Annotated in this window: 17 protein-coding genes and 4 pseudogenes; 14 read left to right on the top strand and 7 right to left on the bottom strand. The window is 58.0% G+C overall.

The window, feature by feature from the left end:
- The first annotated feature begins 141 nt into the window (after positions 1–141).
- From QUE74_RS28820 to QUE74_RS28810, 3 genes and pseudogenes are all read left to right on the top strand, one after another.
- On the top strand, positions 142–768 hold the full coding sequence (locus QUE74_RS28820) for a ParA family plasmid-partitioning AAA ATPase (RefSeq protein WP_000587689.1): 627 nt from the start codon (positions 142–144) through the stop codon (positions 766–768).
- The gene (locus QUE74_RS28815) at positions 765–1067 is read left to right on the top strand and encodes a hypothetical protein (RefSeq protein ID WP_001245884.1); all 303 of its coding nucleotides are present in this window, start codon (positions 765–767) and stop codon (positions 1065–1067) included. The genes QUE74_RS28820 and QUE74_RS28815 overlap by 4 nt, the downstream gene beginning before the upstream one ends.
- Positions 1068–1473: 406 nt before the next feature.
- Positions 1474–1659, top strand: a pseudogene (locus QUE74_RS28810) (hypothetical protein); the annotation flags it as partial.
- Positions 1660–1678: 19 nt separating this feature from the next.
- Here QUE74_RS28810 and QUE74_RS28805 read toward each other — a convergent pair.
- Positions 1679–2026, bottom strand: a complete 348-nt coding sequence (locus tag QUE74_RS28805; RefSeq protein WP_000142445.1) for a DUF6404 family protein — start codon at positions 2024–2026, stop codon at positions 1679–1681.
- A 118-nt stretch (positions 2027–2144) separates the two neighbouring features.
- On the opposite strand from QUE74_RS28805, the gene QUE74_RS28800 reads away from it, so the two are divergent.
- Complete coding sequence (locus QUE74_RS28800; RefSeq protein WP_000762572.1) at positions 2145–2492, top strand: colicin E1 family microcin immunity protein; 348 nt, start codon at positions 2145–2147, stop codon at positions 2490–2492.
- Positions 2493–2509: 17 nt separating this feature from the next.
- On the opposite strand, the gene QUE74_RS28795 is transcribed toward QUE74_RS28800, so the two are convergent.
- Positions 2510–3784, bottom strand: a complete 1275-nt coding sequence (locus QUE74_RS28795) for a colicin Ia central receptor-binding domain-containing protein (protein ID WP_024174015.1) — start codon at positions 3782–3784, stop codon at positions 2510–2512.
- A 465-nt stretch (positions 3785–4249) separates the two neighbouring features.
- A pseudogene (locus QUE74_RS28790) lies at positions 4250–6001 on the bottom strand (Tn3-like element TnAs1 family transposase); the annotation flags it as partial.
- A 3-nt stretch (positions 6002–6004) separates the two neighbouring features.
- Here QUE74_RS28790 and QUE74_RS28785 point away from each other — a divergent pair.
- Together QUE74_RS28785 and QUE74_RS28780 are read left to right on the top strand one after the other, a co-directional pair.
- Positions 6005–6397, top strand: a complete 393-nt coding sequence (locus QUE74_RS28785) for a cysteine hydrolase family protein (RefSeq protein WP_001351729.1) — start codon at positions 6005–6007, stop codon at positions 6395–6397.
- Positions 6398–6534: 137 nt separating this feature from the next.
- Positions 6535–7419: a DMT family transporter gene (locus tag QUE74_RS28780; protein WP_000058717.1), complete on the top strand. Its 885-nt coding sequence runs from the start codon at positions 6535–6537 to the stop codon at positions 7417–7419.
- Between the two features lie 31 nt (positions 7420–7450).
- Here the strand turns inward: QUE74_RS28780 and tet(A) are convergent, their stop codons facing one another.
- Positions 7451–8650: a tetracycline efflux MFS transporter Tet(A) gene (gene tet(A) / locus QUE74_RS28775; RefSeq protein WP_000804064.1), complete on the bottom strand. Its 1200-nt coding sequence runs from the start codon at positions 8648–8650 to the stop codon at positions 7451–7453.
- 105 nt (positions 8651–8755) lie between these two features.
- Here tet(A) and tetR(A) point away from each other — a divergent pair, with 105 nt between their 5' ends.
- Entirely contained in the window at positions 8756–9406 is a 651-nt protein-coding gene (gene tetR(A) / locus QUE74_RS28770; protein WP_000164043.1) for a tetracycline resistance transcriptional repressor TetR(A), read from the top strand.
- A gap of 31 nt (positions 9407–9437) precedes the next feature.
- Here tetR(A) and QUE74_RS28765 read toward each other — a convergent pair whose 3' ends face one another.
- Together QUE74_RS28765 and merR are read right to left on the bottom strand one after the other, a co-directional pair.
- Complete coding sequence (locus QUE74_RS28765; RefSeq protein ID WP_000844627.1) at positions 9438–9680, bottom strand: transposase; 243 nt, start codon at positions 9678–9680, stop codon at positions 9438–9440.
- Positions 9681–10682: 1002 nt separating this feature from the next.
- Positions 10683–11117: a mercury resistance transcriptional regulator MerR gene (gene merR, locus QUE74_RS28760; protein WP_000429836.1), complete on the bottom strand. Its 435-nt coding sequence runs from the start codon at positions 11115–11117 to the stop codon at positions 10683–10685.
- Positions 11118–11188: 71 nt separating this feature from the next.
- Between merR and QUE74_RS28755 the strand changes: the two genes are divergently transcribed.
- The 7 genes and pseudogenes from QUE74_RS28755 to QUE74_RS28725 form a co-directional block, all read left to right on the top strand.
- A complete protein-coding gene (locus tag QUE74_RS28755; protein ID WP_001294663.1) occupies positions 11189–11539 on the top strand; it encodes a mercuric transport protein MerT in 351 nt (116 codons plus the stop codon).
- A 13-nt stretch (positions 11540–11552) separates the two neighbouring features.
- Positions 11553–11828 (top strand): mercury resistance system periplasmic binding protein MerP, encoded by a 276-nt coding sequence (merP, locus tag QUE74_RS28750; protein ID WP_000732292.1) that lies wholly within the window; start codon positions 11553–11555, stop codon positions 11826–11828.
- 35 nt (positions 11829–11863) lie between these two features.
- Complete coding sequence (gene merC / locus QUE74_RS28745) at positions 11864–12286, top strand: organomercurial transporter MerC (protein WP_001340589.1); 423 nt, start codon at positions 11864–11866, stop codon at positions 12284–12286.
- A gap of 51 nt (positions 12287–12337) precedes the next feature.
- Positions 12338–14032 (top strand): mercury(II) reductase, encoded by a 1695-nt coding sequence (gene merA, locus QUE74_RS28740; protein ID WP_000105636.1) that lies wholly within the window; start codon positions 12338–12340, stop codon positions 14030–14032.
- Between the two features lie 17 nt (positions 14033–14049).
- Positions 14050–14412 carry a mercury resistance co-regulator MerD gene (merD, locus tag QUE74_RS28735; RefSeq protein WP_001277456.1) on the top strand — a complete coding sequence of 121 codons (363 nt, stop codon included), beginning with the start codon at positions 14050–14052 and terminating at the stop codon, positions 14410–14412.
- A complete protein-coding gene (gene merE / locus QUE74_RS28730) occupies positions 14409–14645 on the top strand; it encodes a broad-spectrum mercury transporter MerE (protein WP_000993386.1) in 237 nt (78 codons plus the stop codon). The genes merD and merE overlap by 4 nt, the downstream gene beginning before the upstream one ends.
- Positions 14642–15289: pseudogene (locus tag QUE74_RS28725) on the top strand (EAL domain-containing protein); the annotation flags it as partial. The gene merE and the pseudogene QUE74_RS28725, both read left to right, overlap by 4 nt.
- Here the strand turns inward: QUE74_RS28725 and QUE74_RS29755 are convergent.
- Positions 15284–15379 (bottom strand): annotated as a pseudogene (locus QUE74_RS29755) (NTP-binding protein); the annotation flags it as partial. The pseudogenes QUE74_RS28725 and QUE74_RS29755 sit on opposite strands and share 6 nt — an antisense overlap.
- Between the last annotated feature and the right edge of the window lie 24 nt (positions 15380–15403).

The raw sequence follows: 15403 nt of genomic DNA, 5'->3' as shown, positions 1-15403 counted from the left end.
TATTATCTTGTTATCTTAATTAATCTATAAATCAAATACTTAACAACTTATTAAGTTGTTAATATAACAAAAATAATTGCATGATTCGCGTTCAGATGGCAATATTAAGTTGTTAACTTAACAACTTAATATGGGGCTATAATGATAATAGTATTAGGTAGTCAAAAGGGTGGGGTAGGTAAAAGTACACTGGCGGTATCTATAGCTGCGTATCTGATGTCACTAGGCAATAGAGTGATTATTGTCGACGCAGATGACCAGAAATCAGTATTAACCTGGTACAACAATCGCCCTGAAGATCTCCCTCATATTCCGGTTACAGGCGCGACAGGTAACATCAAAGCCATGTTAAAGGAACACGAAAAATCCTATGATTTTGTTATTGCAGACTGTGCTGGCCGTGATAGCGCAGAAATGCGTAGTGGATTGATGGCCGCAGATGTATTCATTTCTCCTTTGCGCCCATCTCAGATGGACCTGGATGTTGTGCCTCATACATGCTCCGTTTTTACAGCAGCAAAAGATTTTAATGAGGATGTTCGGGGATATCTCGTTTTAAACATGACGCCCACAAATATGTTTGTTAATGAAGCCAATGAGGCAGCTGAAGTACTTAAGGATTACCCTGAAATGCATCTGGCAAACTCCCGGGTATGTGATCGTAAAGCACATCGAGATGCTTGGGCCGAATCAATGACAATTTTTGAAACGCAAAATGATAAAGCCCAGCAAGAAATCGAAGCGTTAGTGAAAGAGGTTATTCTGTGAGAAATAGAGCAAACACTTCACCTCGTGACGAGGCAGCATTTATTAACGGTGGCACGGCTGGCCTTGATAATACCAAAAAGTCATCAGATAAATCATCGGTTGTAAGCAAAGCAAAACCAGTGAGTATTTCTTTTTTTGAAGAAAACCTAAAAGACATTGATGCCCTTATAACGGCTGAGATGGTTTCAGGTAAAGGCAGAGTGAATCGTTCTGATGTTGTCAGGGCGGCGGTAGAAGCACTTAAAACACTATCAAAAACAGAGGTATCACGATTGATAGCAGAAGTAAAACAAAGATAACACCTTGTTATCTTGTTATCTTGTTATCTTGTTATCTTGTTATCTTGTTATCTTGTTATCTTCAATGTATTTTAGGATGACCTATGTTGAATAGAACCTAAAACAAAACAAATATTAATAGGGGTCCGCTTGGAAAAGGGAAATTTTCCCACGCTAAGAGAATTGAGTTGAACGAGTGGTTACATCCAGGCCAGCTAACTCACTGAACGTAAAGGCTGTACGAAATGTTCCGGCCGTCCGATAACCGTTTGGCTTACTTCCGTACATTCCCTTGCGTAGATGTACAGAATTGTACGATTTCGGACACCAAAACCGCTGTTGTCCCGACATTCTGGCGATTCCTGAAAGTCCTTTGACTAAAAAATAGTCTTAACGTGGTTTATTTTCCGAATTCCAAGCGGACCCCTATCAGGCCTGCCGTGGGGATTTTGTGGTGCGTCTCGACGGCAGCACCTGTCTGCAGTTATGGAATAAAGAAGGCAGGGTGGTACGCCGGGAGGGCGATCCGCTGGAAGTGGCGCAGTGGCTGCTGGCCTGTCATGACGCAGGAATAGAAGTTCGCGTACAGATAAATGAAAGTGCCGCTCCGTAAGAACACGCCTGTGCACGGTTTACACATCATCCCATGGTGGCAGCCGGTTAACTTTCCTGCGCCACCAGTGGAAAGAGGCCATGCACAGTCCGAACAAAAAACCACCCGTGATACTTATAATAATGGCCTCACCTGCCACCATTCCTGACGGCCCCCAGTAGATAAACCACATTGCACATCCCCAGGAAATGCCCCATAAGCCCCCCATCAGCACCGTGACCTGCCAGAACGGCATAAAGGGTAATGGCGGAAGCCGGATACCCAGCCGCCATAGAATACGCAGAAGAGGAGGGGCATAATTGCTCCGCCACATCTTTTTGCTGTCCATCAGGGCAATGGCCCGGGCTTTTTTCTGCTCAAAGGTCACAGGAGCACCTCCGTTCCATGATGTAAACGTGACACAGCTTATTGTTATTGATTATTATTATCATGCTGTGATTATGTTATCACGCACCGGTACACGATAACAATAAAGGAGAAACCAGATGAAACTGGATATATCTGTAAAGTATTTACTGAAAAGCCTGATACCAAGCCTCATTATTCTTACAGTTTTTTATCTGGGATGGAAAGATAACCAGGAAAATGCAAGAATGTTTTATGCGTTCATCGGATGCATTATCAATGCCATTACTTTTCCTTTTTCAATGAGGATAATACAGAAAATGGTAATAAAGTTTACAGGGAAAGAACTCTGGCAAAAAGACTTCTTTACAAATCCAGTTGGCGGAAGCTTAACTGCAATATTTGAATTATTCTGTTTCGTTATATCAGTTCCTGTGGTTGCCATTTACTTAATTTTTATATTCTGCAAAGCCCTTTCAGGAAAATGAAAGGGCATCATTATGTGTCAGATACCAATAAGTTTATTGACCTGCTCAATAAACTTATCATTAACAAGCGCACTCACAGCCGCCATAATAATTGCAAAACCCAGAATACCTACAGGGGTTCCCAGCATGACGGAAAACGTCCATGCTGTAACTGCTGAAGCAGCTCTTCCTGCTGCCAGTGATTCAAGTTTTACAAAAAATGGACGCCAGTTGTCCGTTTTTACAGCCTTTTGTAACTCCACAGCAACATCATAACGATCAATAACTTTTCCGGTAAAACCAAATGCCTTACTGAACAGCTTAAAATTCTCCGCCATATGGACCTGATTAATAGCTTCCAGGGCTTTAGAAATGGCCATGCGATCTTGTATGCTATATTTCTTGTTCAGATTATTACGGAATTTATCAAAAGCGTTCAGTGCATCATCCACACTCTTAATCTGTTTCCCTTGAGATACAGAAGCCAGCTCCTTAGCAAGTTCGGATGCTTGTTTACCGAACTCATCATATATCGTTCTGTAGAAATCAGAGGTGAGTTTTATGGCATCCTTTACCATATTTATTTCATCCCTTTTTCTTTTCTCTTCCGCTATTTTCTGATTGATGTCAGCAAGCTGGCTACGGATATTCTCTTTTTCCTTCAACAGGGCATTAAGAGCGTCATTTGCATGCTTTTGTTCATTTGTTCTGGCACTGACGTTATTTCTCGCCGAATTTATCGCAGATTCAGCAGAGGTGATTTTATTTCTGGCATCAAGCAATCGTTGCCGTAACTTATCCCATTCAGCAACTTCAGCATTATAAATTTTCTTGTCACCTTCCACATCCTCTGTAACCACCGGATTCCGGTCATTCAGAATATTGCGTTTATAGTCCAGACCGGAATGGGTCAGAAGATAATTCAGGTTTGCACGGTTATCGATGACTGCGCTGGTTGTGATTTTTATCGTACCGGCAAATCTCGGATCACCGCTCACAACAATAGAATGATTTGTTGATGAACGCCCCGGGAATTTTTCAGGGGAAACTATCGTTTTGCCGTCAGGTGTGTTTTTCTGTTGCGTCAGCTGTTGTTCAGCTCTGGTTAATGCATTACGGGCCGTGTTAAGCGATTCCGTCACCGAACTGAGCTTATTCCGGGCCTCTGAAATGGCCCTGTCATTCCGTGTCTGCTGCCCGAGCAGACGGGCCTGTTGTGCATCAAGAACGGCAAGGGCTGCCCCGCCATTTTTTTCCAGCTCTGACAACCGCGTGTCCAGAATACCTTTTCTGCGCTCGTATTCAGCAAGCATATCAGCGGCCTTCTTGTCTGCGTTCTGCGCATCCTTCTGCCGTTTTTCAGCCTGTTCGATTAACGACCTGGCCTCCCGGGGAGATATACGAAGAGAATCAGCATCAGCAAACAGCATCCGGCTCTCTGTATGCAGCCGGAGGGCGTCATATCCGGCGATTTCAGTACGGAATCCGTATTCTCTCAGCTCTGCCTGCAGGAGTCTGAACTCCTGTCGTGTAATATCAGCGGCATCTGCGTTTCCGGCACGGAGTGTTTTCAGTGTGTTTTCATCTTTTTCCCTTGCAGCAATCGCCGCAGAGAGGCGTTTTCCGGCTTCAGTGCGCTTATTCTCATTTTCTTTCTGCTGCGCGCTGAGCGTGTTTTTGTACGCTGTGATTTCCTTGTCCCTTTTTTCGATATCACTTCGGGTTGGGGAATCATCGACCCACTCGGGGAGCCCGCAGAATTCGGAAAAAATCGTACGCTAAGGTTTTCCGGGCATCCGTAAGGGCCGAAACTTCCCGTCTTCCAGTCTGCGGCTCTGCCGCCAGACGTAATCGCCGGTTAGGTTGATGTGCTCCCAGCCCAGCGGCGACAGGAATTGCAGCAGCTCGCCGTCCACCGGCTTGCCGGCCTCGACCAACCCCTGGGTGGCGCGTTCCAGGTACACCGTGTTCCACAGCACGATAGCCGCCGTCACCAGGTTGAGGCCGCTGGCCCGGTAGCGCTGCTGCTCGAAGCTCCGATCCCTGATTTCCCCAAGGCGGTTGAAGAACACCGCCCTGGCCAGCGAGTTGCGCGCCTCACCTTTGTTCAGGCCGGCATGCACGCGGCGGCGCAGTTCAACACTTTGCAGCCAGTCCAGGATGAACAGCGTGCGCTCGATCCGGCCCAGCTCGCGCAGGGCCACGGCCAGTCCGTTCTGGCGCGGGTAGCTGCCGAGCTTGCGCAGCATCAGCGAGGCGGTGACGGTGCCCTGCTTGATCGAGCTGGCCAGGCGCAGGATGTCGTCCCAGTGGGCACGCACGTGCTTGATGTTCAGGGTGCCGCCGATCAGCGGGCGCAACGTCGGGTAGGCTTGCACGCCCTGCGGCACGTACAGCTTGGTTTCGCCGAGGTCGCGGATGCGCGGCGCGAAGCGGAAGCCTAGCAGGTGCATCAGGGCAAAGACGTGATCGGTGAAGCCGGCCGTGTCGGTGTAGTGCTCCTCGATCCGCAGGTCGGACTCGTGGTACAGCAGGCCGTCGAGCACATAGGTGGAATCGCGGACGCCGACATTCACCACGCGGGTGCTGAACGGCGCGTACTGGTCGGAGATATGGGTATAGAACAGCCGTCCCGGCTCGCTACCGTACTTCGGGTTGACGTGCCCGGTGCTCTCGCCCCGGCCACCCGCGCGGAAGCGCTGGCCATCGGAGGATGAGGTCGTGCCGTCGCCCCAGTGGGCGGCAAAGGCGTGGCGATACTGGTGGTTGACCAGCTCGGCCAAGGCCGCCGAATAGGTTTCGTCGCGGATGTGCCAGGCTTGCAGCCAGGACAGCTTGGCGTAGGTCAGGCCAGGGCTCGACTCGGCCATCTTGGTCAGCCCGAGGTTGATCGCATCACCGAGGATTGCGGACAGCAGCAACGTCCTGTCTTTGGCCTCGGCCCCGTCCTTCAAGTGGGTGAAGTGGCGGCTGAAGCCCGTCCAGTCGTCCACGTCCATCAGCAGTTCGGTGATCTTGATGCGCGGCAGTAACTGGCTGGTTTGGTCGATCAGCGCCTGCGCCCGATCCGGCACCGCCGCATCCAGCGGGGTGATTTTCAGCCCTGACTCGGTGAGGATGGCATCGGGCAGCTCGTTGTCCTTGGCCAGGCGGGTGACGGTGGCCAACTGCTCGTCCAGCAGCTGCAAACGCTCTTCCAGGTACTGGTCGCTGTTCGGGTTGATCGCCAGGGGCAGGGCCTGCTCGCGCTTGAGTGCGGCGAACTTCTCGGCCGGCAGCAGGTAGTCGTCGAAGTCGCGGAACTGCCGCGAGCCCTTGACCCAGATGTCGCCGGAGCGCAGGGCGTTCTTCAGCTCGGACAGGGCGCAGATTTCGTAGAATTTCCGGTCGAGGCCTTCCGGGGTGATCACCAGCGGCTTCCAGCGCGGCTTGATGAAGGCCGTGGGTGCATCGGCCGGCACCTTGCGCAGGTTGTCGGCGTTCATCTCACGCAGGGTCTGCACGGCTGCCAGCACGCCTTGCGCGGCCGGCCCGTGCTGTTCCCCAACTTTTCGCTCGGCGAAGAGTATGAACATGCGCCGCCGGCGACGAATCGCCAAATCTCACCGTATCTCCCGAGCGGACGATTTCGCACCGGTCTGCCCGTCGAAGGGCTTGCGATCGAACGGGGCGACCTTTTCTATGCATGTCCGCGAGCCAGCGTCTTTTATGGCACGGCGCTCGACGCCGACCTTCGGACGCGCGGCGTAAGCACGCTTGTCATGGCCGGGATAAGCACCACCGGCGTTGTTCTTTCAAGCGTCGCCTGGGCTAGTGATGCGGACTACGACGTGCGTTTGGTCCAGGACTGCTGCTACGACCCGGATCGGGATGCCCACGAAGCTCTGTTGCGTTCCGGGTTCGGCGGACGTGTACAGGTCGTGTAATTTTCGGGCCTCGCATGATCGCGGCCATAGCCGCAGGTGGATTGGTGCGAGGCAGGGCCAGTCCAAGTCAGGGTGCGGTCATCGCGGCGCCTGCAACTCTCAAAAACCCATCGCCGTAGCGGAGGTCTTGTAATCGCATGTCATTACGCACGCCCGATTTATTGTTCACAGCGATAGCACCTGCCATTTGGGGCAGCACCTACATTGTCACCACCCAATACCTGCCGAACTTCTCACCGATGACGGTCGCGATGCTGCGGGCGTTGCCGGCGGGTTTATTGCTCGTGATGATCGTCCGACAGATTCCAACGGGAATCTGGTGGATGCGCATCTTCATCCTCGGCGCACTTAATATTTCGCTATTCTGGAGCTTGTTGTTTATTTCGGTCTACCGCCTGCCGGGCGGGGTCGCGGCGACGGTAGGCGCTGTGCAGCCGCTGATGGTCGTGTTCATCTCTGCCGCTCTGCTAGGTAGCCCGATACGATTGATGGCGGTCCTGGGGGCTATTTGCGGAACTGCGGGCGTGGCGCTGTTGGTGTTGACACCAAACGCAGCGCTAGATCCTGTCGGCGTCGCAGCGGGCCTGGCGGGGGCGGTTTCCATGGCGTTCGGAACCGTGCTGACCCGCAAGTGGCAACCTCCCGTGCCTCTGCTCACCTTTACCGCCTGGCAACTGGCGGCCGGAGGACTTCTGCTCGTTCCAGTAGCTTTAGTGTTTGATCCGCCAATCCCGATGCCTACAGGAACCAATGTTCTCGGCCTGGCGTGGCTCGGCCTGATCGGAGCGGGTTTAACCTACTTCCTTTGGTTCCGGGGGATCTCGCGACTCGAACCTACAGTTGTTTCCTTACTGGGCTTTCTCAGCCCGGGGACCGCCGTGTTGCTAGGATGGTTGTTCTTGGATCAGACGCTGAGTGCGCTTCAAATCATCGGCGTCCTGCTCGTGATCGGGAGTATCTGGCTGGGCCAACGTTCCAACCGCACTCCTAGGGCGCGTATAGCTTGCCGGAAGTCGCCTTGACCCGCATGGCATAGGCCTATCGTTTCCACGATCAGCGATCGGCTCGTTGCCCTGCGCCGCTCCAAAGCCCGCGACGCAGCGCCGGCAGGCAGAGCAAGTAGAGGGCAGCGCCTGCAATCCATGCCCACCCGTTCCACGTTGTTATAGAAGCCGCATAGATCGCCGTGAAGAGGAGGGGTCCGACGATCGAGGTCAGGCTGGTGAGCGCCGCCAGTGAGCCTTGCAGCTGCCCCTGACGTTCCTCATCCACCTGCCTGGACAACATTGCTTGCAGCGCCGGCATTCCGATGCCACCCGAAGCAAGCAGGACCATGATCGGGAACGCCATCCATCCCCGTGTCGCGAAGGCAAGCAGGATGTAGCCTGTGCCGTCGGCAATCATTCCGAGCATGAGTGCCCGCCTTTCGCCGAGCCGGGCGGCTACAGGGCCGGTGATCATTGCCTGGGCGAGTGAATGCAGAATGCCAAATGCGGCAAGCGAAATGCCGATCGTGGTCGCGTCCCAGTGAAAGCGATCCTCGCCGAAAATGACCCAAAGCGCGGCCGGCACCTGTCCGACAAGTTGCATGATGAAGAAGACCGCCATCAGGGCGGCGACGACGGTCATGCCCCGGGCCCACCGGAACGAAGCGAGCGGGTTGAGAGCCTCCCGGCGTAACGGCCGGCGTTCGCCTTTGTGCGACTCCGGCAAAAGGAAACAGCCCGTCAGGAAATTGAGGCCGTTCAAGGCTGCCGCGGCGAAGAACGGAGCGTGGGGGGAGAAACCGCCCATCAGCCCACCGAGCACAGGTCCCGCGACCATCCCGAACCCGAAACAGGCGCTCATGAAGCCGAAGTGCCGCGCGCGCTCATCGCCATCAGTGATATCGGCAATATAAGCGCCGGCTACCGCCCCAGTCGCCCCGGTGATGCCGGCCACGATCCGCCCGATATAGAGAACCCAAAGGAAAGGCGCCGTCGCCATGATGGCGTAGTCGACAGCAGCGCCGGCCAGCGAGACGAGCAAGACCGGCCGCCGCCCGAAACGATCCGACAGCGCGCCCAGCACAGGTGCGCAGGCAAATTGCATCAACGCATACAGCGCCAGCAGAATGCCATAGTGGGCGGTGACGTCGTTCGAGTGAACCAGATCGCGCAGGAGGCCCGGCAGCACCGGCATAATCAGGCCGATGCCGACAGCGTCGAGCGCGACAGTGCTCAGAATTACGATCAGGGGTCTGTTGGGTTTCACGTCTGGCCTCCGGACCAGCCTCCGCTGGTCCGATTGAACGCGCGGATTCTTTATCACTGATAAGTTGGTGGACATATTATGTTTATCAGTGATAAAGTGTCAAGCATGACAAAGTTGCAGCCGAATACAGTGATCCGTGCCGCCCTGGACCTGTTGAACGAGGTCGGCGTAGACGGTCTGACGACACGCAAACTGGCGGAACGGTTGGGGGTTCAGCAGCCGGCGCTTTACTGGCACTTCAGGAACAAGCGGGCGCTGCTCGACGCACTGGCCGAAGCCATGCTGGCGGAGAATCATACGCATTCGGTGCCGAGAGCCGACGACGACTGGCGCTCATTTCTGATCGGGAATGCCCGCAGCTTCAGGCAGGCGCTGCTCGCCTACCGCGATGGCGCGCGCATCCATGCCGGCACGCGACCGGGCGCACCGCAGATGGAAACGGCCGACGCGCAGCTTCGCTTCCTCTGCGAGGCGGGTTTTTCGGCCGGGGACGCCGTCAATGCGCTGATGACAATCAGCTACTTCACTGTTGGGGCCGTGCTTGAGGAGCAGGCCGGCGACAGCGATGCCGGCGAGCGCGGCGGCACCGTTGAACAGGCTCCGCTCTCGCCGCTGTTGCGGGCCGCGATAGACGCCTTCGACGAAGCCGGTCCGGACGCAGCGTTCGAGCAGGGACTCGCGGTGATTGTCGATGGATTGGCGAAAAGGAGGCTCGTTGTCAGGAACGTTGAAGGACCGAGAAAGGGTGACGATTGATCAGGACCGCTGCCGGAGCGCAACCCACTCACTACAGCAGAGCCATGTAGACAACATCCCCTCCCCCTTTCCACCGCGTCAGACGCCCGTAGCAGCCCGCTACGGGCTTTTTCATGCCCTGCCCTAGCGTCCAAGCCTCACGGCCGCGCTCGGCCTCTCTGGCGGCCTTCTGGCGCTCCTGCTGCGGCGTCCGCTCGTGGGCCGTGGCGCGGGTCCGCGCGCCGGCCTCGTGCGCCTGGCGCTCGCGGGCGAGGTCCAGGGCGGCCGTCTTCACGTTCTGCCTTGCGCAGATGAGATAGATCTAGCGTGGACTCAAGGCTCTCGCGAATGGCTCGCGTTGGAAACTTTCATTGACACTTGAGGGGCACCGCAGGGAAATTCTCGTCCTTGCGAGAACCGGCTATGTCGTGCTGCGCATCGAGCCTGCGCCCTTGGCTTGTCTCGCCCCTCTCCGCGTCGCTACGGGGCTTCCAGCGCCTTTCCGACGCTCACCGGGCTGGTTGCCCTCGCCGCTGGGCTGGCGGCCGTCTATGGCCCTGCAAACGCGCCAGAAACGCCGTCGAAGCCGTGTGCGAGACACCGCGGCCGCCGGCGTTGTGGATACCTCGCGGAAAACTTGGCCCTCACTGACAGATGAGGGGCGGACGTTGACACTTGAGGGGCCGACTCACCCGGCGCGGCGTTGACAGATGAGGGGCAGGCTCGATTTCGGCCGGCGACGTGGAGCTGGCCAGCCTCGCAAATCGGCGAAAACGCCTGATTTTACGCGAGTTTCCCACAGATGATGTGGACAAGCCTGGGGATAAGTGCCCTGCGGTATTGACACTTGAGGGGCGCGACTACTGACAGATGAGGGGCGCGATCCTTGACACTTGAGGGGCAGAGTGCTGACAGATGAGGGGCGCACCTATTGACATTTGAGGGGCTGTCCACAGGCAGAAAATCCAGCATTTGCAAGGGTTTCCGCCCGTTTTTCGGCCACCGCTAACCTGTCTTTTAACCTGCTTTTAAACCAATATTTATAAACCTTGTTTTTAACCAGGGCTGCGCCCTGTGCGCGTGACCGCGCACGCCGAAGGGGGGTGCCCCCCCTTCTCGAACCCTCCCGGCCCGCTAACGCGGGCCTCCCATCCCCCCAGGGGCTGCGCCCCTCGGCCGCGAACGGCCTCACCCCAAAAATGGCAGCGCCTACGGCGCTGACTCTTTCGTTGACCAGGCGCAAGCGCCTGGAAATGCTCAATTAGGGGGCACCTCAGAAAACGGAAAATAAAGCACGCTAAGGCATAGCTGACCTTGCCAGGCCTGCTTCGCCCTGTAGTGACGCGATCAACGGGCAGGAAACATTCCCCTTTCGTGCATGGCAGGCGCACACGAGTTCAGACAGCACGGTTTCCATGCGCGCCAAGTCGGCCATCTTCTCGCGCACGTCCTTGAGCTTGTGTTCGGCCAGGCTGCTGGCCTCCTCGCAGTGGGTGCCATCGTCGAGCCGCAACAGCTCGGCAATCTCGTCCAGACTGAACCCCAGCCGCTGTGCCGATTTCACGAATTTCACCCGAACCACGTCCGCCTCCCCATAGCGGCGGATGCTGCCGTAAGGCTTGTCCGGTTCCCGCAACAGGCCCTTGCGCTGATAGAAGCGGATTGTCTCCACGTTGACCCCGGCCGCCTTGGCAAAAACGCCAATGGTCAGGTTTTCCAAATTATTTTCCATATCGCTTGACTCCGTACATGAGTACGGAAGTAAGGTTACGCTATCCAATCCAAATTCAAAAGGGCCAACGTATGTCTGAACCACAAAACGGGCGCGGTGCGCTCTTCGCCGGCGGGCTGGCCGCCATTCTTGCATCGACCTGCTGCCTGGGGCCGCTAGTACTGGTCGCCCTGGGCTTCTCCGGTGCTTGGATCGGCAACCTGACGGTGCTGGAACCCTATCGACCGTTGTTCATCGGCGCGGCGCTAGTGGCGCTGTTCTTCGCCTGGAAGCGGATTTACCGGCCCGTGCAGGCATGCAAGCCAGGTGAGGTCTGCGCGATTCCGCAGGTGCGCGCCACCTACAAGCTGATTTTCTGGATCGTGGCCGTGCTGGTCCTGGTCGCGCTTGGATTTCCCTATGTCGTTCCATTTTTCTATTAACCAGGAGTTCATCATGAAGAAACTGTTTGCCTCCCTTGCCCTCGCCGCCGCTGTTGCCCCGGTGTGGGCCGCTACCCAGACCGTCACGCTAGCGGTTCCCGGCATGACTTGCGCCGCCTGCCCGATCACAGTCAAGAAAGCGCTCTCCAAGGTCGAAGGCGTGAGCAAGGTCGATGTGGGCTTCGAGAAGCGCGAGGCCGTCGTCACTTTTGACGACACCAAGGCCAGCGTACAGAAGCTGACCAAGGCCACCGCAGACGCCGGCTATCCGTCCAGCGTCAAGCAGTGAGCCAGCAAGCCAACGACAACAGCGAGAGCCGCTTCATGGGACTGATGACACGCATTGCCGATAAAACCGGCGCGCTCGGCAGCGTCGTTTCCGCGATGGGCTGCGCCGCCTGCTTTCCAGCCCTCGCCAGCTTCGGCGCGGCCATCGGGCTGGGCTTCTTGAGCCAGTACGAGGGACTGTTCATCAGCCGCCTGCTGCCGCTGTTTGCCGCGCTGGCCTTCCTGGCGAACGCGCTGGGTTGGTTCAGTCATCGGCAATGGCTGCGCAGTCTGCTCGGCATGATCGGCCCGGCCATCGTGTTTGCGGCCACGGTCTGGCTGCTCGGCAACTGGTGGACGGCGAACCTGATGTACGTCGGCCTGGCCTTGATGATTGGGGTGTCGATCTGGGACTTCGTGTCGCCGGCGCATCGCCGTTGCGGACCGGACGGCTGCGAACTCCCCGCCAAGCGCTTGTGAAAGACGGCTGACCGTGCGACACGGCGGCCCACACGAATAAGGAACGATGGTATGAGCACTCTCAAAATCACCGGCATGACTTGCGACTCGTGCGCAGTGCATGTCAAGGACGCCCTGGAGAAAGTGCCCGGCGTGCAATCAGCGGATGTCTCCTACGCCAAGGGCAGCGCCAAGCTCGCCATTGAGGTCGGCACGTCACCCGACGCGCTGACGGCCGCTGTAGCTGGACTCGGTTATCGGGCCACGCTGGCCGATGCCCCCTCAGTTTCGACGCCGGGCGGATTGCTCGACAAGATGCGCGATCTGCTGGGCAGAAACGACAAGACGGGTAGCAGCGGCGCATTGCATATCGCCGTCATCGGCAGCGGCGGGGCCGCGATGGCAGCGGCGCTGAAGGCCGTCGAGCAAGGCGCACGTGTCACGCTGATCGAGCGCGGCACCATCGGCGGCACCTGCGTCAATGTCGGTTGTGTGCCGTCCAAGATCATGATCCGCGCCGCCCATATCGCCCATCTGCGCCGGGAAAGCCCGTTCGATGGCGGCATCGCCGCTACCACGCCGACCATCCAGCGCACGGCGCTGCTGGCCCAGCAGCAGGCCCGCGTCGATGAACTGCGCCACGCCAAGTACGAAGGCATCTTGGAGGGCAATCCGGCGATCACTGTGCTGCACGGCTCCGCCCGCTTTAAGGACAATCGCAACCTGATCGTGCAACTCAACGACGGCGGCGAGCGCGTGGTGGCATTCGACCGCTGCCTGATCGCCACCGGCGCGAGCCCGGCCGTGCCGCCGATTCCCGGCCTGAAAGACACTCCGTACTGGACTTCCACTGAAGCGCTGGTCAGCGAGACGATTCCTAAGCGCCTGGCCGTGATTGGCTCATCAGTGGTGGCGCTGGAGCTGGCGCAGGCGTTCGCCCGACTCGGAGCGAAGGTGACGATCCTGGCTCGCAGCACGCTGTTCTTCCGCGAAGACCCAGCTATAGGCGAAGCCGTCACGGCCGCATTCCGCATGGAGGGCATCGAGGTGAGGGAACACACCCAGGCCAGCCAGGTCGCGTATATCAATGGTGAAGGGGACGGCGAATTCGTGCTCACCACGGCGCACGGCGAACTGCGCGCCGACAAGCTGCTGGTCGCCACCGGCCGCGCGCCCAACACACGCAAGCTGGCACTGGATGCGACGGGCGTCACGCTCACCCCGCAAGGCGCTATCGTCATCGACCCCGGCATGCGTACAAGCGTGGAACACATCTACGCCGCAGGCGACTGCACCGACCAGCCGCAGTTCGTCTATGTGGCGGCAGCGGCCGGCACTCGCGCCGCGATCAACATGACCGGCGGTGACGCGGCCCTGAACCTGACCGCGATGCCGGCCGTGGTGTTCACCGACCCGCAAGTGGCGACCGTAGGCTACAGCGAGGCGGAAGCGCACCATGACGGCATCAAAACTGATAGTCGCACGCTAACGCTGGACAACGTGCCGCGCGCGCTCGCCAACTTCGACACGCGCGGCTTCATCAAACTGGTGGTTGAAGAAGGCAGCGGACGACTGATCGGCGTGCAGGCAGTGGCCCCGGAAGCGGGCGAACTGATCCAGACGGCCGCACTGGCGATTCGCAACCGGATGACGGTGCAGGAACTGGCCGACCAGTTGTTCCCCTACCTGACGATGGTCGAAGGGTTGAAGCTCGCGGCGCAGACCTTCAACAAGGATGTGAAGCAGCTTTCCTGCTGCGCCGGGTGAGGACAAGGAGGTGTGCGATGAGCGCCTACACGGTATCGCAACTGGCCCATAACGCTGGGGTGAGCGTACATATCGTGCGCGACTACCTGGTGCGCGGCTTGTTACGGCCGGTGGCCTGCACCACGGGCGGCTACGGCGTGTTCGACGATGCGGCCTTGCAACGGCTGTGCTTCGTGCGCGCGGCCTTCGAGGCGGGTATCGGCCTGGATGCCCTGGCGCGGCTGTGCCGTGCGCTCGACGCAGCGGACGGCGCACAAGCCGCAGCGCAGCTTGCCGTGCTGCGCCAGTTGGTCGAGCGGCGGCGCGCGGCGTTGGCCCATCTGGACGCGCAACTGGCCTCCATGCCAGCCGAGCGGGCGCACGAGGAGGCATTGCCGTGAACGCCCCTGACAAACTGCCGCCCGAGACGCGCCAACCCGTTTCCGGCTACCTGTGGGGTGCGCTGGCCGTGTTGACCTGCCCCTGCCATCTGCCGATTCTCGCCGCCGTGCTGGCCGGGACGACCGCCGGTGCCTTCCTTGGCGAGCATTGGGGTGTTGCCGCGCTCGCGCTGACCGGCTTGTTCGTTCTGGCCGTAACGCGGCTGCTGCGCGCCTTCCGGGGCGGATCATGACGAGTTCGCAGCCCGCCGGATGGACGGCGGCCGAGTTGGCGCAGGCGGCGGCGCGCGGACAGCTTGACCTGCATTACCAGCCGCTGGTCGATCTGCGCGATCACCGGATCGCTGGCGCGGAAGCGTTGATGCGCTGGCGGCATCCGAGGCTTGGCCTGTTGCCGCCCGGCCAGTTCCTGCCGCTGGCCGAGTCGTTCGGCCTGATGCCGGAAATAGGCGCGTGGGTGCTGGGCGAGGCCTGTCGCCAGATGCACAAGTGGCAAGGACCGGCATGGCAACCGTTCCGTCTTGCCATCAATGTGTCCGCCAGCCAGGTTGGGCCAACGTTCGACGACGAGGTAAAGCGGGTGCTGGCCGATATGGCCCTGCCCGCCGAGCTTCTGGAGATCGAACTGACCGAATCGGTCGCATTCGGCAATCCAGCCCTGTTCGCCAGTTTCGACGCCTTGCGCGCCATCGGCGTGCGCTTCGCCGCCGACGACTTCGGCACCGGCTATTCCTGCCTGCAACATCTGAAATGCTGCCCCATCACCACATTGAAAATCGACCAATCCTTTGTCGCCAGGCTCCCGGATGATGCCCGTGACCAAACTATCGTGCGGGCGGTGATCCAGCTCGCGCACGGGCTGGGCATGGATGTCATTTTCAGAAGACGACTGCACCAGTTGATTGGGCGTAATGGCTGTTGTGCAGCCAGCTCCTGACAGTTCAATATCAGAAGTGATCTGCACCAATCTCGACTATGCTCAATACTCGTG

It is taken from the genome of Escherichia sp. 10290, assembly GCF_030295155.1.
GTDB classification, from domain to species: Bacteria; Pseudomonadota; Gammaproteobacteria; order Enterobacterales; family Enterobacteriaceae; genus Escherichia; species Escherichia coli_F.
The sequence above is the reverse complement of the archived record's forward strand: the minus strand, read 5'-3'. Positions and strand labels throughout refer to the sequence as shown.